The organism is Bradyrhizobium cytisi, from assembly GCF_008123515.1.
Taxonomy (GTDB): domain Bacteria; phylum Pseudomonadota; class Alphaproteobacteria; order Rhizobiales; family Xanthobacteraceae; genus Bradyrhizobium; species Bradyrhizobium cytisi.
In genome coordinates, this window is the sequence record NZ_VSSR01000089.1 from 1 (window position 1) to 20,005 (window position 20,005).

General features: G+C 64.5%; 18 protein-coding genes. 9 read left to right on the forward strand and 9 right to left on the reverse strand.

All coding sequences use genetic code 11. The features are described from left to right. The coding region (locus FXB38_RS39075) for an OmpA family protein (RefSeq protein ID WP_246230490.1) at positions 1-1,126 on the forward strand (1,126 nt) is incomplete at its 5' end. 172 nt (positions 1,127-1,298) lie between these two features. Here the strand turns inward: FXB38_RS39075 and argG are convergent. From argG to FXB38_RS39105, 6 genes are all read right to left on the reverse strand, one after another. Beyond that, complete coding sequence (argG, locus tag FXB38_RS39080; RefSeq protein WP_148756234.1) at positions 1,299-2,636, reverse strand: argininosuccinate synthase; 1,338 nt, start codon at positions 2,634-2,636, stop codon at positions 1,299-1,301. Positions 2,637-2,729: 93 nt separating this feature from the next. Next, positions 2,730-3,506, reverse strand: a complete 777-nt coding sequence (locus tag FXB38_RS39085; protein WP_148756235.1) for a phosphatase PAP2 family protein — start codon at positions 3,504-3,506, stop codon at positions 2,730-2,732. A gap of 56 nt (positions 3,507-3,562) precedes the next feature. Then, positions 3,563-4,057 carry a hypothetical protein gene (locus FXB38_RS39090; RefSeq protein ID WP_148756236.1) on the reverse strand — a complete coding sequence of 165 codons (495 nt, stop codon included), beginning with the start codon at positions 4,055-4,057 and terminating at the stop codon, positions 3,563-3,565. A gap of 120 nt (positions 4,058-4,177) precedes the next feature. Continuing rightward, positions 4,178-5,380: a dual-specificity RNA methyltransferase RlmN gene (rlmN, locus tag FXB38_RS39095; RefSeq protein ID WP_148756237.1), complete on the reverse strand. Its 1,203-nt coding sequence runs from the start codon at positions 5,378-5,380 to the stop codon at positions 4,178-4,180. A 202-nt stretch (positions 5,381-5,582) separates the two neighbouring features. After that, the gene (locus tag FXB38_RS39100) at positions 5,583-6,218 is read right to left on the reverse strand and encodes an invasion associated locus B family protein (protein ID WP_148756238.1); all 636 of its coding nucleotides are present in this window, start codon (positions 6,216-6,218) and stop codon (positions 5,583-5,585) included. Between the two features lie 106 nt (positions 6,219-6,324). Then, positions 6,325-7,164, reverse strand: a complete 840-nt coding sequence (locus tag FXB38_RS39105; RefSeq protein WP_148756239.1) for an SDR family oxidoreductase — start codon at positions 7,162-7,164, stop codon at positions 6,325-6,327. Positions 7,165-7,396: 232 nt separating this feature from the next. Between FXB38_RS39105 and FXB38_RS39110 the strand changes: the two genes are divergently transcribed. The 3 genes from FXB38_RS39110 (at position 7,397) to FXB38_RS39120 (ending at position 10,798) form a co-directional block, all read left to right on the forward strand. Next, on the forward strand, positions 7,397-8,371 hold the full coding sequence (locus FXB38_RS39110) for an NADPH:quinone oxidoreductase family protein (protein WP_148756240.1): 975 nt from the start codon (positions 7,397-7,399) through the stop codon (positions 8,369-8,371). Between the two features lie 399 nt (positions 8,372-8,770). Beyond that, complete coding sequence (locus FXB38_RS39115) at positions 8,771-9,625, forward strand: SEL1-like repeat protein (RefSeq protein ID WP_187435457.1); 855 nt, start codon at positions 8,771-8,773, stop codon at positions 9,623-9,625. An 18-nt stretch (positions 9,626-9,643) separates the two neighbouring features. After that, a complete protein-coding gene (locus FXB38_RS39120; RefSeq protein ID WP_148756241.1) occupies positions 9,644-10,798 on the forward strand; it encodes a TAXI family TRAP transporter solute-binding subunit in 1,155 nt (384 codons plus the stop codon). A 179-nt stretch (positions 10,799-10,977) separates the two neighbouring features. Here the strand turns inward: FXB38_RS39120 and FXB38_RS39125 are convergent, their stop codons facing one another. Further along, positions 10,978-11,358, reverse strand: a complete 381-nt coding sequence (locus FXB38_RS39125) for a YkvA family protein (RefSeq protein ID WP_148756242.1) — start codon at positions 11,356-11,358, stop codon at positions 10,978-10,980. Between the two features lie 90 nt (positions 11,359-11,448). Beyond that, entirely contained in the window at positions 11,449-11,751 is a 303-nt protein-coding gene (locus FXB38_RS39130; RefSeq protein ID WP_148756243.1) for a 4a-hydroxytetrahydrobiopterin dehydratase, read from the reverse strand. Between the two features lie 151 nt (positions 11,752-11,902). Between FXB38_RS39130 and FXB38_RS39135 the strand changes: the two genes are divergently transcribed. Together FXB38_RS39135 and FXB38_RS39140 are read left to right on the forward strand one after the other, a co-directional pair. After that, the gene (locus tag FXB38_RS39135) at positions 11,903-13,348 is read left to right on the forward strand and encodes a TAXI family TRAP transporter solute-binding subunit (protein WP_148756244.1); all 1,446 of its coding nucleotides are present in this window, start codon (positions 11,903-11,905) and stop codon (positions 13,346-13,348) included. Positions 13,349-13,478: 130 nt separating this feature from the next. Beyond that, positions 13,479-15,026 (forward strand): alkaline phosphatase D family protein, encoded by a 1,548-nt coding sequence (locus tag FXB38_RS39140; RefSeq protein ID WP_148756245.1) that lies wholly within the window; start codon positions 13,479-13,481, stop codon positions 15,024-15,026. Between the two features lie 13 nt (positions 15,027-15,039). Here FXB38_RS39140 and FXB38_RS39145 read toward each other — a convergent pair whose 3' ends face one another. Next, the gene (locus FXB38_RS39145; protein WP_187435458.1) at positions 15,040-15,423 is read right to left on the reverse strand and encodes a response regulator; all 384 of its coding nucleotides are present in this window, start codon (positions 15,421-15,423) and stop codon (positions 15,040-15,042) included. Between the two features lie 192 nt (positions 15,424-15,615). Here FXB38_RS39145 and FXB38_RS39150 point away from each other — a divergent pair, with 192 nt between their 5' ends. The 3 genes from FXB38_RS39150 to FXB38_RS39160 all read left to right on the forward strand — a co-directional run bounded on the left by FXB38_RS39150 (position 15,616) and on the right by FXB38_RS39160 (position 19,928). Further along, on the forward strand, positions 15,616-16,392 hold the full coding sequence (locus FXB38_RS39150; protein WP_148756247.1) for a Crp/Fnr family transcriptional regulator: 777 nt from the start codon (positions 15,616-15,618) through the stop codon (positions 16,390-16,392). Positions 16,393-16,684: 292 nt separating this feature from the next. Beyond that, positions 16,685-18,511, forward strand: a complete 1,827-nt coding sequence (gene typA, locus FXB38_RS39155) for a translational GTPase TypA (protein ID WP_148756248.1) — start codon at positions 16,685-16,687, stop codon at positions 18,509-18,511. 172 nt (positions 18,512-18,683) lie between these two features. Next, complete coding sequence (locus FXB38_RS39160) at positions 18,684-19,928, forward strand: flavin monoamine oxidase family protein (protein WP_148756249.1); 1,245 nt, start codon at positions 18,684-18,686, stop codon at positions 19,926-19,928. Positions 19,929-20,005: the final 77 nt, after the last annotated feature.

A 20,005-nucleotide genomic window follows, 5' to 3' on the forward strand; every position in this document is an offset into this window, starting at 1 on the left:
GGCGCCGTCTGTCGTCCCTGGTTCGGCGGCCGCCACGCCACCGCCCGACAGGGCGCAGAACGCCCCGCCGACAGTCAGCTCGGCCTTCCGCGCCGCGCCGACGACCACCACGCCGCTGCCGCCACCGCCGCGTCCGCCGCAGCGTGACCTGACGCCGCTTGCAATCGGCGCGGGCGTCGTGGCCGGCGCCGTGATCGGCGCCACCATCGCCGACTACCGCAATCAGCGGCAGGAAGTCGTCGAAGGCGGCCGCACCGTCTACACCGAGCCGGATCGCATCATCATCCGCGACCCCGGCGGGCAGGAATACGTCCGCGGCAACGATCTCTATCGCTTCCGCTATGGCGCCCGCGACATCCGCACCGAGACTGTCGGCGGCGAAACCCGCACCGTCGTGATCCGTCCCGATGGCAGCGAGGTGATCACCGTGGTCGGTCCGGACGGTTCGTTGCTGCGTCGAATCCGCAGGGACCCAGGCGGGCGTGAGCTCGTCATCATCGACAACAGCTACCGCGATCCGCGGTCGGTCGGTGGCTTCTATGTCGACGTGCCGCCGCCGGTCGTCAGCATTCCCTACGATCGCTACATCGTCGACGCCCAGGATGCGACGCCGGACATGATCTACGGCGCCATGGAAGCACCGCCGGTGCAACGGATCGATCGACGCTATTCGCTCGACGAAATCCGCTACAGCCCCAATGTTCGCATGCAGATGCCGAGCGTCGACGTCAACACGATCAATTTCGAGACGGGATCGTGGACCATCCCACCGGACCAGGCTGCGAAGTTGCAAGTCATCGCCGACGGCCTCAATCGGGCGATCCAGCGCAACCCGCGCGAGGTGTTCCTGATCGAGGGCCACACCGACGCGACCGGCAACGACGTCGACAATCTGTCGCTGTCGGATCGCCGCGCGCAATCCGCAGCCGAATTGCTGACCCAGCAGTTCAATGTGCCCGCGGAGAACCTGACGTCGCAGGGCTACGGCAAGCAGTACCTGAAGGAGCAGACCGACGGACCGAGCCAGATCAACCGGCGCGTCACCGTCCGCCGCATCACGCCGCTGCTCAACGGCGGCCAGGCCTCGCTGCCGCCGCCTCCGCCCGGCACCACGCCGCCGCGCTGAGGCGAGACACCAAAATGCAAAATGGCCGGGAGCGATCCCGGCCATTTTTGTTTTGTGCTCTCGTCATTGCGAGGAGCGAAGCGACGAAGCAATCCAGACTGTCTCTGCAGAGAGATTCTGGATTGCTTCGCTTCGCTCGCAATGACGAATGAGGCGACAGTCGCGGGTTACGTCAATCCTTGTCGCTCTCGAGCTTGAAAATCTGCGAGCCTTCGCTGCCTGAGAGCAGGCCGGTCTTCGCATAGAGACCGAGCTTGGTTCGCGTATCCGCGATGTCGAGATTGCGCATGGTGAGCTGGCCGATGCGGTGTTCGGGCGTGAAGGCGGCGTCCTCGACCTTCTCCATGCTGAGCCGCTCCGGCGCATAGGTGAGGTTCGGGCTCTCGGTGTTGAGGATCGAATAGTCGTTGCCGCGGCGCAGCTCGAGGGTGACCTCGCCGGTAACGGCGCGCGCGACCCAGCGCTGCGCGGTCTCGCGCAGCATCAGGGCCTGCGAGTCGAACCAGCGGCCCTGATAGAGCAGACGGCCGAGGCGCATGCCGCTGATGCGGTACTGCTCGATCGTGTCCTCGTTGTGGATGCCGGTGACGAGACGCTCATAGGCGATGTGCAAGAGCGCCATGCCGGGCGCCTCGTAGATGCCGCGGCTCTTCGCCTCGATGATGCGATTCTCGATCTGGTCGCTCATGCCGAGACCGTGACGGCCGCCGATCGCATTGGCTTCAAGGAACAGCGCGACGGGATCTGCAAAAGTCCGGCCGTTCAACGCGACCGGCTGGCCTTCCTCGAAACGCACCACGACCTTCTCGGCCTTGACGTTGCAGTCATCGCGCCAGAACGGCACGCCCATGATCGGGTTGACGATCTTGATGCCGCTGTCGAGGTTTTCGAGATCCTTCGCCTCGTGCGTGGCGCCGAGCAGATTGCTGTCGGTCGAATACGCCTTCTCGGCGCTCATCTTGTAGGCGAAGCCTTGTGCCGTCATGAACGCCGACATTTCGGCGCGGCCACCGAGCTCGTCGATGAACTGCTGGTCGAGCCAGGGCTTGTAGATGCGCAGGCCCGGATTGGTGAGGAGGCCGTAGCGGTAGAAGCGCTCGATGTCGTTGCCCTTGAAGGTCGAGCCGTCGCCCCAGATGTTGACACCGTCCTCCTTCATCGCCGCGACCAGCATCGTGCCGGTCACGGCGCGCCCGAGCGGCGTCGTGTTGAAATAGGTGATGCCGCCGGTCGAGATGTGGAAGGCGCCCGACTGGATCGCGGCGATGCCTTCGTGGACGAGCTGCGTGCGGCAATCGACGAGCACGGCCTTCTCGGCGCCGAACGCCTCCGCCTTGCGCGGGATCTCGTTGTAATCGGATTCGTCAGGCTGGCCGAGATTGGCGGTATAGGCGTAGCAGCGGGCGCCCTTCTGCTTCATCCAGAGCAGCGCCGCTGACGTGTCGAGGCCGCCCGAAAACGCGATGCCGACTTTCTCACCCTTGGGCAGGCTTTTCAGGATCGTGGTCATGGCGCTTCCAATCGGGTCTTGCGGGGCTGATAGCTTGTGCGGTTTGACCGCGCGAATATCAAATTTCGCTGACCTGAGCACGCATTTAATGGCTCAAATCGACGCTGCGGGACCGGTCTTGCCACCGAACAGGCGCTGGCGGAGCCGGTAGGCGGGCATGTTCAGCCGGGTCAGGGCGGCATCGACCGCCTCGTCCGAAAACCGGGTCCGCGGCCAGCGGTAGATCAGCGCGTAGCCGAACCAGATCACGACGAAGGTGACGAGGCCGGCGGTCGCGACATCGGTGAAGAAGTGCCCGCCAAAGGCCATCCGGAGCCCGCTGGTCGCGGCGCCGAACACTACCGCGCCGGCGTAGGCAAGCGGCCGCCATGGTGGTGGTGCGAGCGCAGCCGGCGCCAGCGTCCAGAACGCGGTCGCACCCTCGCCCGAGAAGAACGAGCAATTGCGCGCGCAATCGCCGCGCGGATCCCACCACGCCACGAACTGCTGGTCGCCGCCAAACTCCGTCACCACCACCGGCCGCGGCCGGCCCCAATAGGTCTTGAAGGTGAGGTTGGTGAGAATGCCGGCCGACAGGATGATCGTGACCAGCAGGAACACGATCGCGCGCCCCGACACCATCAAGGGACGATCGGGCCGGATCATCTTGACCACGAGTGCGACCAGCGAAGGCAGCACCAAGGCCCAGGAGATCCACATCGCAGCGTCTCGCGCGATGCCGGCCCAGACGTTCAGCTTGAGCGGAAAGGTTTTCGTCCCGGGATCGAAGAACAGCGCGGCGAGCTTGAGATCGAGCTCGGGATAGAGGCCGAAAACGACGCCGATCACGAGCCACAGCGCCAGGGCGATGAAGAGTCCAGTCCGGTTCATGGCGCGCGGTTTAGCGGAGTGGAACGGGGATGAAAACCCCGGAATGACGGCACGAATTACTGTGCATCCGGCCTTGAATTCAATGGCAGCGGTGGAGGCGGCTGGCGCGGGGGCAACGGCTGGCGCCAGGCGCCGGCGTTGCGGCCGGCGATCAGCCAATAGACCACGCCGGCGACGATGCCTGCGCCGGTCATGATCTCCAGATGGCGCCGCACGATGCCCTCGAACTGCAACGTGTCGGAGTGGAAGGGAACGAGGCCGAGATAGCAGGCGAGCCCGACCAGGCCGCCGCCGACGGCATAGGCAAGCGCGCTGCGGATGTAGAGCGCTTCGGTGATCGCGACGATCACGGCCGCCGGCACCAGCGCAAAGCCGGAGACGAAGATGAAGCCGAAGCCGAGCATAATGTCGATCGTGCCCTGGTCGACGGGCCCGGCGCCGAGATCGGAGAATTCCGGAAACAGCAGCGCCACGACGACGATCATCCCGCCGACGAAGCAGGCGGCCAGGAAGCCGATGAAGATGACGATGAGGCGGCCGATCAGGGACATGACAGGAAACTCACCGTCAATGCGAGCGAAGCGAAGCAATCCAGAGTTTTCCGCGAGGACAGACTGGATTGCTTCGCTGCGCTCGCAATGACGAGGATGCGAGAGCGCGGCCGCGCATCATCAATCCGTCATCGCCATGGCGCGCAGCGCCTGGCGCTCGCGTGCGCTGAGCTTTTCGGTCTCCGACTTGAGCTGGCCGCAGGCGGCGAGGATGTCGCGGCCACGCGGGGTGCGCACCGGCGAGGAATAGCCGGCGTTGAAGATGTATTCGGAGAATTTTTCGATCTGGTCCCAGTCCGAGCATTCGTAGGCCGTGCCGGGCCAGGGATTGAACGGGATCAGGTTGATCTTGGCGTGGATGCCCTTGAGCAGCTTGACCAGCAGCTTTGCATCGTCGAGCGAATCGTTGACGCCCTTAAGCATCACATATTCGAAGGTGATGCGGCGTGCATTGGAGGCGCCGGGATAGTCGCGGCAGGCCTGCAGCAGCTCCTTGATCGGGTATTTGCGGTTGAGCGGCACCAGCTCGTTGCGCAGCTCATCGCGCACCGCATGCAGCGAGATCGCGAGCATGACGCCGATCTCCTCGCCGGCGCGCACGATGTTCGGCACCACGCCCGACGTCGACAACGTGATGCGGCGGCGGGAGATGCCGATGCCTTCATTGTCGCCGACGATCAGCAGCGCATCGCGCACCGCATCGAAATTGTAGAGCGGCTCGCCCATGCCCATCATCACGACGTTGGTGACGCGGCGCGTGCCGTCCTCGCGATCGGCCCAATCATTGAGGCGATCGCGCGCCACCATGATCTGGCCAACGATCTCGCCGGCGGTGAGATTGCGCACCAGGCGCTGCGTGCCGGTGTGGCAGAACGAGCAATTCAAGGTGCAGCCGACCTGTGACGAGACGCAGAGCGTGCCGCGATCGGTCTCGGGGATATAGACGCACTCGACTTCATGCGCCTTCTCGACATTGTCGCCGCTCGGCAGCCGCAGCAGCCATTTGCGGGTGCCGTCGTTGGAGATCTGCTCGGCCACGACCTCGGGCCGATCGACCGTGAAATGCTCTGCGAGCTCAGCGCGAATGCCCTTCGAGATCGAGGTCATGTCGTCGAAACTCTGGGCGCCGCGGAAATACAGCCAGTGCCACAGCTGCTGCACGCGCATCTTGCGCTGCGCGGGCGCGACGCCGATGTCGCCGAGGCGATCGGCAAGCTCGGTGCGCGACAGACCGATCAGCGATGGCTTCGCCGGCGGCACATAGGTTTCGAGTGGAGTCTTCTCCACCAGGATTGCGTTGTGCGGCTCGGTCGTCGGTTGCATTGAATGGACCTAATGGCTTGGTCGTTCCAGGGCAGCTCGAGGAGCTGAACCCGGAACCTCGAGATTCCGGGGCGATGCGCCGCATCGAACCCGGAATGACGGAAGAAAATCTGGAACCGGCCTTATATAGCAACCGGAACTGCCGATTGCGACCGTGATCCCGCCTGCAGCCTTAACGCCTGCAATCTTATCGTCGGCAGTCTTATCGTCGACAGTCTTGCGAAATCCGGTCGAGCGCCTGGGCGAGGCCCTTCAGCGAGAACGTGTCGGTGGTCTCCGTCCCCTTGGCCGAGACGCCCTTGACCACGAGATCGGCGGATTTGCGCATGGCCTCGACCATCCGCTCCTCCTCGGCCGCATTCTTGATCCAGAGGCCGTCGCCCTGCGTGTACATGGCGAACGCGGCGCCCCCGACCTCGACCGAGGATTCCGAGCCCGGCTTCAGCGCATAGCCGATCATGACCGAGACTTCGTTGTTCACCTTCTCGGCCGGGCGGGTCGAGACGAAAGCATAGGCGGGATCGCGTGGCCGGTTCGGCGGATTGGTCTTCGACGACGACGGCTTTGCCAGCGCAAAGCAGACCTTCTTGCCGTTGGGCGTCGCTGAATAGGCGCCCCAGGTGCCGAACTGGCCGATCAGGGTCGGCTCTGCGCCGCCCGCAACCGCCGCGGCAGGACCAACCGGCTTGCCCTCGGGCTTGGCGGCCGTCTTGGCGGCGGCAGCGGCCGGCTTTGCCGCAGCCTTCGGCGCCGGTTGCGGCGTCTGCGCCCGCGCGGAACCGGTGATTCCACAAGCTGTCACGCCAGTCATCAAAGCTAAAATCAGCACCCGCCACATGCTGGAGTGGTTCCCTCAATATTGTGACTGGAAGATGGCCCGGCCGTGCTTTGTCCCCGTCGCAGGGATAGCCGGAAAAGTCCAATTTGGGAAGGCAGTTAGCGGGTCAGCCTTTGGATCGCGCGGCACGTTGCTCGGCCCATTGTGCATCGGTCCAGCGCAACAAATCTTCGGCGCCGGAACTGCGCAAATGCGCCCCACCGTCGATTACCACCATCTCACCGTTGATGTAGCCGGCGCGGTCCGAGACCAGGAAGCTGGCGAGGTCGGCGAGCTCGCTGTGCTCGCCCGTGCGCCCCATCGGATTTCGCGCGCTCCAGCCCTCGTCGCGGCCCACGGGGCGAAGCTGGCCCGATGCACCGGCGGTCGGGAACGGTCCGGGCGCGATCGCGACGGTGCGGATGCCCTTCGGGCCCCACTCGACCGCGAGGCTTTTGGTCATCGCCAGCACCGCTGACTTCGCCATCGCCGAGGGAACAGTGAAGGCCCGGCCGGTGATGGTCGAGGTCGAGAGGATCGAGAGCACGACGCCGTTGTGCCTGCCGTCGATCCAGCGTTTGCCGGCGGCGAGCGTGCAGTACATCGCGCCATGCAGGGTCGGCGCCAGGACCGCGTCCGCTGCGCGGAATGACAGATGCTCGCTCTGCGCGATGAAGGTCGCGGCCGCATTGTTGACGAGGATGTCGAGCGGTGCCTCGCGCCAGGTCGCATCCATCATCTCGTCGACGGCGACACCATCGCGAACATCGCACGCGATCGTCGTGACCTTGCCGCTGCTCTGCGCGCGCATCTCGCTCGCGGTTGCCTCCAGCCGGTCGAGCTTGCGACCGCAGATCACGAGCTCGGCGCCAAGCGCGAGGAAGCGGCGTCCCATCGCGGCACCAAGGCCCGAGCCGCCGCCGGTGACGAGAATGCGCTTGCCCCTGAGCAGACCTGTTTCAAACATCGTTTGAATCCTCCCTTTTGTTCTTGCTTCGTCATTGCGAACGCAGCGAAGCAATCCAGACTATTTCCGCGGTACGGTTTCTGGATTGCTTCGCTCCGCTCGCAATGACGTGAGGATAGGCCTGCGCATCGCTTTGGGCAAAGAAACTGGATTGTCGGGTCGTGCTAAATCCGGCAGAAACGGGCCAACTATAATTCGTTGAAACGCCAAGTTCTCTCAAGAAGGTGCCGCCATGAAAGCCATCCTCTGCTCGCAATATTGCCAGCCCGACGATCTCGTGCTTGCCGATGTGCCGGATCCGGTGGCTGGTCCCGGCGAAGCCGTGATCGCGATCAAGGCGGCGGCGCTGAACTTCTTCGACATCCTGATGATTCAGGGCAAGTACCAGATCAAGCCGCCGTTTCCGTTCTCGCCGGCTGCCGAAGTCTCGGGCGTGATCGAGAGTATCGGCCCCGGTGTCACCGACCTCAAGGTCGGCGATCGCGTGGTCGCCTCCTGCGGCCACAACGGCGCGCGCGAAAAGATCGCGTTGCCAGCGGCAACGATCGTGAAGATTCCCGACAATCTCGACCATGACCGTGCGGCCGGCATCATCATCATCTACGGCACCGCGCTGCATGCATTGGAAGATCGCGCCAGCCCGAAGCCGGGCGAGACGCTCGCGGTGCTTGGTGCTGCCGGCGGCACGGGCCTCGCTGCCTGCGAGCTCGGCAAGTTGATGGGCCTGAAGGTGATCGCCTGCGCCTCGTCGGACGAGAAGCTCGAATTCGCCAAAGCGCATGGCGCCGAGCTCACGCTCAACTACGGCAAGGAAGATCTGAAGGAAGGCTTGCGAAAACTCACCGGCGGCAAGGGCGTCGACATCATCTTCGATCCGGTTGGTGGTGCGTATGCCGAGCAGGCACTGCGCTCGATCGCCTGGGAAGGCCGCTTCCTCGTGATCGGCTTTGCCGCCGGCGACATTCCGAAGATGCCGCTGAACCTCGCGCTGCTGAAGGGCTGCGACATCCGCGGCGTGTTCTGGGGCGCCTGGACCCGGCAGAATCCGGAGAAGAACCGCGCCAATCTCGAGAAGCTCGTGAAGTGGACGGCGGAAGGAAAGATCTCCTCCCACGTCGACCGCACCTTCCCGCTGGCGCAGACCGCCGACGCATTGAAGGTGCTTGCGGGTCGTCAGGCCATGGGCAAGGTGATCTTGCATCCATGAGAATGCGGGTGGAGGCGTGTGTCACCGCACACGCCCGCTGTCATCGCCCGCCTCGACCGGGCGATCCAGTACTCCGAGACGCCGGTAATTGAATCGAGAGGCCGCGGCGTACTGGATTCCCCGCCTTCGCGGGGAATGACAGCGAGTGCGGGACAGACAGCATGCCCACCGTTGTCCGGTAAAATCCCGCTCAACCATTCCCGCTAAAATTGCGGTGCATTTCGCCGCCTCGCCGTAATGAAACCCGAATATTTCCCGATTCGCCCCAATCGCCGTCGCTTTTTGGGCTGATTCAAATTGCGATTTACCGGTTCCAGTTTGCAGGGCGCTCCTGGACAACAAACAAGAAAACTGAAACCGGCAATGCCCCGCGTTGTGTCAGTATTGGGGAGCATCACCATGGAGACGACGGCCTTCCGTCAGTCCAGGGGGTCGAGGTCGCTCGACTCCGATCAAGTCGCATCACATCCGCCTACCGCGTCCTATATCCGTGCACGCGCCGCACGGGCCGAACTTTCTCCGGACGATCCGATTCCACTCTTCCTGTCCGATCCGCTCAGCCCGCCGGATCCGCGCGAATTCGCGCCACGCGAGTTGCGCACCGGCGTCAGGATCGTCCCGCGCATTCTCGCCGCCATCCTGGCGGCGGCGGCCATCGCGGTTCCGGTCGCGCTGTTTCAGTCCGACCTCAACCGGCTGCTCTCCATCAACACCAAGTCGTGGATGGGCGCGGCCGCGGACGAGGCCGCAGCTTCCGCCAATCCGCCCGCCGCACGGCAGAGTCCTGTCAAGGATGCCGCGCGTGTGACCAACACGATGCTGGCGAGTGCTGACGCACTGGACATGTCCGCGCCAACGGCGCCGAGCCGCGAGGCGATCGCAACCGCCTACCAGACCGCGCTACAGGCTCAGCCACCTGCGCCTGTACCGGCATCTGTCACCGAACAGCCCGCGTCACCTCCGCCGGCCAAGACCCTCGACGCCGACACGCTGGCCGGGTTGATGGCGCGCGCCGGGAGCCTAATGACCGTCGGCGACATCGCCGCGGCGCGGCTGTTGCTCGAGCGCGCGGCGAATGCGCAGGATGCGACGGCTGCGTTCCTGCTGGCGCAGACCTATGATCCAATCGTACTGGGCACCAAGGACACGCGGAGCATCACCGCCGACGCCGCCGCGGCGCGCGACTGGTACCAGAGGGCCGCAGCCCTCGGATCGGCGGACGCGCAGCAGCGCCTCGCTCTTCTCTCGAACTAGAACGCTTCAGGGGACATCATGCGTAACGCTTTGAAAATGGCGCTTGCCGCCATCATGACGATCTGTGCCTACACCGCACGCGCAGAGCAGACCGAATATGATCCGGCCAAGGTCTCGGACAGCCTGAAGGCCATCTTCCAGTTCGGCTCGACCTCGACCAAGCAGGCGCTGAACGCCAACACCGTCACGCTGATTACCGGCACGATCGGCGGCACCTATGTGCAGTTCGGCGCCGACCTCGCCTCGGTGCTCGACGACGGCAACAAGATCCGGGTGCTGCCGATCGTCGGCCGTGGCTCGGTGCAGAGCGTCGCCGACATCCTGTTTTTGCAGGGCGTCGATCTCGGAATCGTGCGAGCCGATACGCTCGACTATCTCGAACGCAAAGGCTTCGCCAAGGACATCAAGCGGCAGTTCACCTATGTGACGAAACTCTACAACGAGGAGATGCAGGTGATCGCGCCGAAATCGATCGCGACGCTGAAAGACCTCGAAGGCAAGACGGTGAGCGTCGACCTGCCGAATGGCGGCACCTTTGTTACCGCGCTTACCGTGTTCGAGCGGCTCGGGATCAAGGCCAAGTTCGTCTATGTCGAGCAGCGCATCGCGATGGAAAAGCTGAAAGCCGGCGAGATCGATGCAGTGATCGTGGTCGGCGGCAAGCCGTACAAATCGGTCTCGACCTTCGGCAATGACGGCCGCTTTCACCTTGCGAAAGTCGACTACGCAAAGCCGCTCCAGAACGACTATCTGCCGACGACGCTAACCGCCAAGGACTACCCCAACCTGATCAAGGACGGCGAGAGCGTGGACACCATCGCGGTGCCCGCCGTGCTCGCGGCCTATAATTGGGCGCCCAACACCGAGCGCTATCGCAAGCTCGCGCTGTTCGTGGACGCGTTCTTCACCAAATTCCCCGCGCTTCAGAACCCGCCGTTCCATCCCAAATGGAAGGAGGTTTCGCTCGCGGCACCTCTGTCCGGCTGGAACAGGTTGCCGGTGGCGCAGCAATGGCTCGACCGGCACGGCGTCGAACCGGTGACACAGCAACGCTTCGAGGCATTCCTGAAGCAGGCCCCCGCAGCCGCGAAAGTGTCCGACGCAGACAGGGACACGCTGTTCAGGCAATTCCAGGCGTGGGATGCGGAGAAGGCGCGGGCGGAAAAGAAGTAGCGAGCAGCTACACACTCGCCGTCATCGCCCGCCTTGTGCGCAATTGCGCACTGGGGCGGGCGATCCAGTACTCCGAGACGCCGGTGATTGAATCGAGAGGCCGCGGCGTACTGGATTCCCCGCCTTCGCGGGGGATGACGGCAGTGGGTGTGGCGACGACGTGCCGCCAATAGCGTCTGCTACGCCGCTTCCGCCTCATCCACCCCGCGCTTCAGCGCAGCGCGCGCCGCGTCGCGGTGCTCCGACGTGATATGGCTGGCGACCATGCGAATGGCGGTGGCGAGCACGGCGGCGTCATCGGTGAAGCCGAGCACCGGCATCACGTCGGGAATGAAGTCGAACGGCAAGATGAAATAGGCGATCGCGCCCAGCAGCGACGCCTGGACGTGGCGCGGCGTCTGCCGGTCGAACGCGCAGTAATAGGCGGCGAGCAGATCTTCGGCGAACGGTAGATGCGCGACGACGCGCTTCAGCTTGCGCCAGAAGCGGCGGCGCACGCTTTCACGATCTTCCGCGAGCCGATCGGCCGGCTCGAAGCCGACGCTGTGCTCGGCAGCCATGTTCGACAAACTCCCGTTCAGCCGGACGCGGCGGATGGCCGCATCCCGTGTCGATCACAAGATGGGGACGCGGCCCGCCCCTGCAAGACGTCAGCCCTGCGTCAGCTTGGCGATCGCATTCATGGCCGTGGCGAGCGTGATGTCGAGCTTGGTGACGCCACCGGCGTCGTGGGTCGACAGCACCACCTCGACCGTCTTGTAGACGTTGCGCCATTCGGGGTGGTGATCCATCTTCTCGGCGACCAGCGCCGCGCGGGTCATGAAGCCGAAAGCCTCGTTGAAATCCTTGAAGACAAAGGTCTTCCCGATCCCCTTGCCGTCCTGGACCTCCGCCCAGCCCGGGATACCGCCCAGCGCCTGCCTGCGTGCGTCCGCCGATAGCCGTTCTGCCATGATCGCCTCCGTTTTCAGGGGAACTTTACCCTAACACCGTGCCTACGGCCGGGGTTCATACGGGGTTTGGCCGATCCGCTAACCATGACGGAGATGTAACCCCGCCGGACAAGAAATTTGCTACAGTTGCGGGCGTAAATCGCCGGCCAAGATGAAACTGAGCCTGAAGCGCCTGTTTGGGAGATCGATGACCGGGGACGCGAACCTGGCCGAAACGTCCTCTCCGCCTTCGCCGCGATCCGCGGCGCGGAAGACGGCACTCGTGTCTCTGGCGCTGGTGCTCGCGATCATCGGCGCGCTTGCCGGCGGCTATTATTTCGCGATGCGACCGGTGACGCTGAAGATCGCGGTCGGTCCCGCCAACAGCGACGACGTCAAGGTGGTGCAGACACTGACGCAGGCCTTTGCGCAGAGCAAAGGCTTTGTGCGGTTGCGCCCGATCCAGACCGACGGCGCCACCGCCAGCGCGGATCTGCTCGCGGAGGGCAAGGCCGATCTCGCCATCGTGCGCGGCGATCTCAATGTCCCCAAGAACGCCCAAGCCGTCGCGACGCTGCGCAAGAACGTCGCGGTGCTGTGGTCCGTGTCCGGCAAGGGCAAGAAGAAGGGCGCGAAAATCACCAAGATCGCGCAGCTCGCCGGCCATCGTGTCGGCGTGGTCGGACGCACGCAGGCCAACGTCAATTTGCTCAAGGTGATCCTGCAGCAATACGGAGTCGATCCCGCCAAGGTCGAGATCGTGCAATTCCCGGCCAATGAAGCTGCCGAGGCGATCAAGTCACAGAAGGCCGACGTCTACCTCGCGGCGGGCCCCGTCAACAGCAAGATCACGGCGGATGCGATTGCCGCATCGGCCAAGGATGGCGGCACGCCGACCTTCCTCGCAATCGATTCGGCGGACGCGATCGCGCAGAATCATCCGGTCTATGAAGCGTCGGAGATTCCTGCGGGTACCTATGGTGGTTCGCCCGATCGTCCGGACGACGAGGTCAAGACCATCAGCTTCTCGCACCACATCGTGGCGCGCAAAGGCCTGTCCGAGACCACCGTCGCGGCTTTCACCCGGCAGCTCTTCGCGGTACGCCAGCAATTGCTGACCGAATTCCCGCAGGCCGCGAAGATCGAGACGCCCGATACCGACAAGGACGCGGTGATCCCCGTGCATCCGGGCGCGGCCGCTTTCGTCGACGGCGAAGAGAAAACCTTCCTCGATAAGTACAGCGATTACATCTGGTGGAGCCTGATGGCGCTTTCCGCCATGGGCTCGCTCGGTGCGTGGTTCGCGGGCTATCTGAGGAAGGACGAGCGCGACAACAACAGCCATCTGCGCGAACGGCTGCTCGACATGCTCGCCGCCGCCCGCAAGAGCGAGACCGCCGAAGATCTCGACCAGATGCAGGCCGAGGCCGACGAGATCCTGCGCGACACGCTGCGCTGCTACGACCACGGCGCGATCGAGCAAGGCGCGCTGACCGCCTTCAACATCGTGCTCGACCAGTTCCACACTGCGGTTGCCGACCGCAAGGCCGTTCTGTTCAGCATGCCGCAGAACCTGCAACGCGCCGGCACGCAATTCCGGGCCGCCGGCAACGCATAAACGCTTGCGCGCGTAATCGCCGCGTCACATTGTCTCAATATAGCTTCCGCTGTCATTCCGGGACGCGCAGAGCGCGAACCCGGAATGACGGCGCGAGATGCGCACGAGACTGCTAGCCAGCGAGCGATCCATGAAGATCAAATTTTCCCGCCGTCGTTTCCTCAGCACCAGCGCCGGTGCGCTTGGCGCGATTGCGATGCCGCATCTGTCGCGCGCGGCCGACCGGCCGGCGGTGACCCATGGCGTGCAGTCCGGCGACGTCACAGTCGACGGCGGCGTGGTCTGGGCGCGGACCGACCGGCCCGCGCAGATGCTGGTCGAGGTGGCAACCACGGAGTCCTTCAAGGACGCGCGCGCGCTGCCGCCGATCGCGGCGCTGCCCGAGAGCGACTTCACCGCGAAGATGCTGGTGGACAATCTTCCTGCCAGCCAGGACATCTTCTACCGCGTCCGCTTCCGCGATCTCTCCCACACCGCGATCGAAGGCGAGCCCGTGGTCGGCCGCTTCCGCACGGCGCCCGCCGACCGCCGCGACGTCAGCTTTGTCTGGGGCGGCGACGTCGCCGGCCAGGGCTGGGGCATCAATCCCGACGACGGCGGCATGGTCACCTTCGCGGCCATGCGAAAACACCGGCCGGATTTCCTGCTGCATTCCGGCGACACCATCTACGCCGACGGCGTGATCCCCTCCGAGGTCAAGCTTGCCGACGGCAAGATCTGGAAGAACGTCACGATTCCCGAGAAGGCCAAGGTCGCCGAGACGCTGGACGAGTACCGCGCCGCGCACAAATACAATTTCACCGACGACAATGTCCGCGCCTTCAATGCCGAGGTGCCGATCTTCGTGCAGTGGGACGATCACGAGGTGACCAACAACTGGTCGCTGTCGAAGGATCTGCCGGCGACCTACAAGGTGCGCGACATCTCGCTGCTCGCGGCGCGCGCGGGCCGCGCCTTCCACGAGATGTATCCGATGCGCGAGAGCATCAACGAGCCGGGCCGGGTCTATCGCCAGATCTCCTACGGCCCGCATCTCGACGTGTTCGTGCTCGACGAGCGCAGCTATCGCGGCCCGAACGGCGCCAACCTCGAGACGGACTACGGCCCGGCCAGCTATTTCCTCGGGCCCGAGCAGATGGCGTGGCTGAAGCGTGGCCTGCTCAATTCGCGCGCGACATGGAAGGTGATTGCCTCCGACATGCCGCTCAGCCTGATCGTCTATGACGATGCGACCAACAAGAAGGGCTCCGAGGCATTCGCGCAGGGCGACGGTCCGGCCCGCGGCCGCGAGCTCGAGATCGCCGACATCCTGCGCTTCATCAAGATGGCACCGATCAAGAACACGGTGTGGCTGACCGCGGACGTGCACTACGCCGCGGCGCATTATTACGATCCCAACAAGGCCCAGTTCCAGGATTTCGAGCCGTTCTGGGAATTCGTCTCGGGTCCGCTGCATGCCGGCACGTTCGGTCCGAACGAGCTCGACAACACCTTCGGCCCCGAGGTGCGCTTCATCAAGGCGCCCGGCCTCGACAAGCAGAACCTGCCGCCGTCCGCCGGCATGCAGTTCTTCGGTCACGTCAAGATCGACGGTGCCTCGGGCCAGATGATTGTGACGTTGCGCGACCGCGCCGACGTCGCGCTGTGGTCGACCACGCTCGATCCGAAGCAGGCCTGAGGCTACCGCGCCGTCAGGCGTCGCGCGCCTGCAACGCCGCTTCCAGCGCATCGCTGGAGCACGGCTTTTGCAGCCGCGGACGCGCGGCAAATTGCGCAGGGATGCCGGTCTCCGCGCCGTAGCCGGTGACGAAGACGAAAGGGATTTCCAGGGCGGCGAGCCGCTCGGCGATTGCAAAGCTCTTCTCGCGGATCAGCTCGACATCGAGCAGCGCGAAGTCGGGCGCGCGTGCCGTGATCTCCTGCAGCGCCTGCGCCACCGACGCCACGGTGCGCACGCTGGTCACACCAAAGCCGAGCAGTCGATCCTCGAAATCGATGGCGATGATCGGATCGTCCTCGACGATGAGAACATCGGCAGGAACGTCGGCCGAACGGTCCGGGGAAGCAGGTGTCATGATCCTGGCTGCTATCGAGGGCTGCATGTTTTTCACCAATCTGGACGGCCTCATCCCGACGCCTGCGCCCAAGCCACATCGGAGGGTTCCCGGAACGAAACTCACCACAGAACAGTTTTGATGTCTGTCCACATGTGCACACAAGCCGTGAACCGAGCCCGCTAATGTGGAGAAGAGGAGGGGAAGTTCACGATGGACGCGCGTATCAGCCTGGCAAACGAGATCGAGAGCCGCCCCGCCAACAATCTCTTGCGGCGCCTGAACGCGGCGGATTATGCGCTGCTCGCGCCCCATGTCACCCTCGACGACGTCGGCGCGAACCATCTGCTCTACAGTCCCGGCGACGACGTCCAGGTCGTGCATTTTCCCTGCGGGCCTTCGCTCGCGACGTTTCTGGTCCCGAATGAGGACGGCCGTGACGTCGAGACCATTCTGGTCGGTCGCGAAGGCGCGGTGGGCGGCATCGTCAGCGAAGGATTTCTGCCGGCCTACACCCGCATCTGCGTGAAATTCGGCGGCCCGTTTGTGCGCATCAATGTCGCCAAGCTGGAAGCAGCCAAGCTGCGCTCGCCATCGCTGCGCAATATCTTTGCCCGCTACGCCGATTGCATGCTGGCGCAGATGTTCCAGTCGACCGCCTGCAACGCCATCCACTCGATCGAGCAGCGCACGGCGAAATGGATCCTGGCAGCGATGGAGCGGACCGGCGACGAGAGCAGCGTGCCACTGACGCATGAGCAGCTCGCCACATTGCTCGGGGTGGGGCGCAGCTATGCGAGCCGCGTGCTGCAATCGTTCAGGGCCGAAGGCGTGCTCGACACGCGGCGCGGCTCGATCCTGGTCCGCAACCATGCCGGCCTGCGCCTGCGCGCCTGCCTCTGCAACGACGCCGTGAAGATGCACTTCGAGGAGGTGCTGCGCGGGGTCTATCCGACCGAGCAGCCGGACCGCGGCTCCGCTCAGGGCTGATTGCGGCGGCCACCACGGGTTAAAGGGCCGATTTGGCCCAGAATCGTCCCTAACCCCCGGGGATTTCCGGGCAAAATTCAGTCAACCAACCCCGAAAGAACGCATTGTTTTTTGGCGCTTTTTGCTTATATTGCGCCGCAAACGCGTAGGCTGCCCGGTCGATATGGCCGGGTTTCCTTTTTGGGCGTAGCAGGCCCCGTTTTCCACGTTTCCAGCGTTATCCGTGAAGAGGTCCCGGCTTGACCGGCGAGATCGCGCTTAACCCATTGTACGATCGCAAAGAAGCTCACTCATGAATCTTCGTAACGTCGCCATCATCGCCCACGTCGACCACGGCAAGACCACCCTCGTCGACAAGCTCCTCCAGCAATCCGGCACCTTCCGCGAGAACCAGAAGGTGACGGATCGCGCCATGGACTCCAACGACCTGGAGCGCGAGCGCGGCATCACCATTCTGGCCAAGGCGGCCTCGGTGCAGTGGAAGGACACCCGCGTCAACATCGTCGACACTCCCGGCCACGCCGATTTCGGCGGTGAGGTCGAGCGAATCCTGAACATGGTGGACGGCGCGCTGGTGCTAGTCGACGCCGCCGAAGGCCCGCTGCCGCAGACCAAGTTCGTGGTCTCCAAGGCGCTCAAGGTCGGCCTCAAGCCGATCGTCGTCATCAACAAGGTCGACCGTCCCGACGCGCGTCCGACCGAAGTCATCAACGAGGTGTTCGACCTGTTCGCGGCGCTCGACGCCAGCGAGGAGCAGCTCGACTTCCCGATCCTCTATGGGTCGGCCAAGCAGGGCTGGATGGCCGAGAGCCCCGAGGGTCCGCAGGACAAGGGCATGGAGCCGCTGTTCGACCTGATCCTGCGCCATGTCGCGCCGCCGACGGTCGAGGAAGGTCCGTTCAGGATGATCGGCACCATCCTCGAGGCCAACCCCTATCTCGGCCGCATCATCACCGGCCGCATCTCGTCCGGCATTCTCAAGCCGAACCAGCAGGTCAAGGTGCTGCATGCCGACGGCAAGCTGGTCGAGACCGGGCGCATCACCAAGATCCTGGCATTCCGCGGTCTCGAGCGCACGCCGCTCGATGAAGCCGAAGCCGGCGACATCGTCGCCATTGCCGGCCTGACCAAGGGCACCGTCGCCGACACCTTCTGCGACCCGACCGTCGAGGTGCCGCTGCCGGCGCAGCCGATCGACCCGCCGACCGTGTCGATGTCCTTCATCGTCAACAACTCTCCCCTCGCAGGCACCGAAGGCGACAAGGTGACGAGCCGCATGATCCGCGACCGCCTGCTGCGCGAAGCCGAGGGTAACGTCGCGCTGCGCGTCGTCGAGGCCACCGACAAGGATGCGATGGAAGTGTCCGGCCGCGGCGAATTGCAGCTCGCGATCCTGATCGAGACCATGCGCCGCGAGGGCTTTGAGCTCTCGGTGTCGCGCCCGCGCGTCGTGTTCCAGAAGGACGAGGCGACCGGCGCCACCATGGAGCCGATCGAGGAGGTCGTGATCGACGTCGACGAGGAGCATTCCGGCGTCGTCGTGCAGAAGATGAGCGAGCGCAAATCCGAGCTGGTCGAGATGAAGCCGTCCGGCGGCAACCGCCTGCGCCTGGTGTTCTACTCGCCGACCCGCGGCCTGATCGGCTACCAGGGCGAGCTGCTGACCGACACCCGCGGCACCGCGATCATGAACCGCCTGTTCCACGGCTATGCCCCGTACAAGGGCGAGATCCAGGGCCGCCGCAACGGCGTCCTGATCTCCAACGACCAGGGCGAAGCGGTGGCTTACGCCATGTTCAAGCTGGAAGACCGCGGCCCGATGATGATCGAGCCCGGCTGGAAGGTCTACAAGGGCATGATCGTCGGCGAGCACACCCGCGACAACGATCTCGAGATCAACGTGCTCAAGGGCAAGCAGCTCACCAACATCCGCACGACCTCGAAGGACGAAGCCGTGCGCCTGACCCCGCCGATCCGCATGACTCTCGAAAAGGCACTCGCTTATATCGAGGACGACGAGCTCGTCGAGGTCACCCCGAAGTCGATCCGCCTGCGCAAGAAGCACCTCGACCCGAACGAGCGCAAGCGCGCGGAAAAGTCCAAGGAAGCGGTGGCGTAAGCTGTCGTTCTCGCTCGCTATCATTCCCCGCGAAAGCGGGGAATCCAGTACGCCGCGCTCTCTCGGCCCTCTAACGACTGCCTCTGGAATACTGGATCACCCGCTTTCGCGGGTGATGACACCTGATTTGTGGTGACTTTAGCGCGTACCAGAGACGTGCTAGAGGCCACCCATGTCGTTCCCCTCTTCCGTCGACGTCGCAATCATCGGTGCCGGTGCCGCCGGCCTCGGCGCAGCACATGCGCTGCGCGGTTCAGGCCTCTCGGTGATCGTGCTGGAGGCGCGCAACCGGCTCGGCGGCCGCGCCTGGACCGTGCAGGCCTCACCCGAGGTCACCTTCGACGTCGGCTGCGGCTGGCTGCACTCGGCCGACAAGAACTCGTTCGTTCCAATCGCACGCGCGCTCGAATTCGAGCTCAACAAGGACCTGCCGCCCTGGCGCGAGCGCGCCTATGGCAATGCCTTTCCGCAAGGCGAGCGCGACGATTTCATGGGCGCGATGGACGCGTTCTACGAGCGGCTCTGGCAGGCCGCGCAAAAGGGCAAGGACGAGCCCGCGAGCCGCAGCCTCGAGCCCGGCAATCGCTGGAATCCCATGATCGACGCGATCTCGACCTACATCAACGGCTGCGAGCTCAAGGACATGTCGACGCTCGACTGGGACGCCTATGAGGACAGCGAGCTCAACTGGCGCGTCCGCCGCGGCTATGGCGCGCTCATCGCGGCCTATGGCGCGCCCTGCCCGGTGGCCCTGAACTGCAGCGTCACGCTGATTGATCATTCGAACAAGCGCGTCCGCATCGAGACGTCACAGGGCACGATGGCCGCGGACAAGGTGATCGTCACCGTACCGACCAACGTGATCGCGGAGGAGGCGATCCGCTTCTCGCCGCCGCTACCGGCCAAAGTCGACGCAGCGCGCGGCCTGCCGCTCGGCGTCGACGACAAGGTGACGCTGGCACTCGACGACGCCGAAGCCTTCCCCAGGGAAGGAAACCTGCGCGGCGCCAGCATGCGCACCGAGATGGGCACCTACCACATCCGCCCGTTCGGCCAGCCCTGCATCGAAGGCTTTTTCGGCGGCAGCTTTGCACGTCAGCTGGAAGATGCCGGCGAGGGCGCCATAGCCGCGCACAGCATCGACGAGATCGCGGGCTTTCTCGGCAACGATATCCGCCGCAAGCTGAAGCCGCTGTACGAGTCCCGCTGGGGGCACGATCCGTTTGCGCGAGGGTCGTACTCGCACGCGCTGCCGGGGCACGCCGGCGACCGTGCGGTGTTGGCCGCGCCAGTGGAGGGGCGATTGTTCTTTGCGGGCGAAGCGACGTCGCCGAACTTCTTCACGACGGCGCATGGCGCGCGGGACAGTGGAGAGCGGGCGGCGAAGGAAGTGCTTGCTGCTCTTGGCAAGTCGTAACTGCACACACCGTCATTGCGAGCGCAGCGAAGCAATCCAGAGACTCTCCGCGGCGGCAGTCTGGATTGCTCACATGG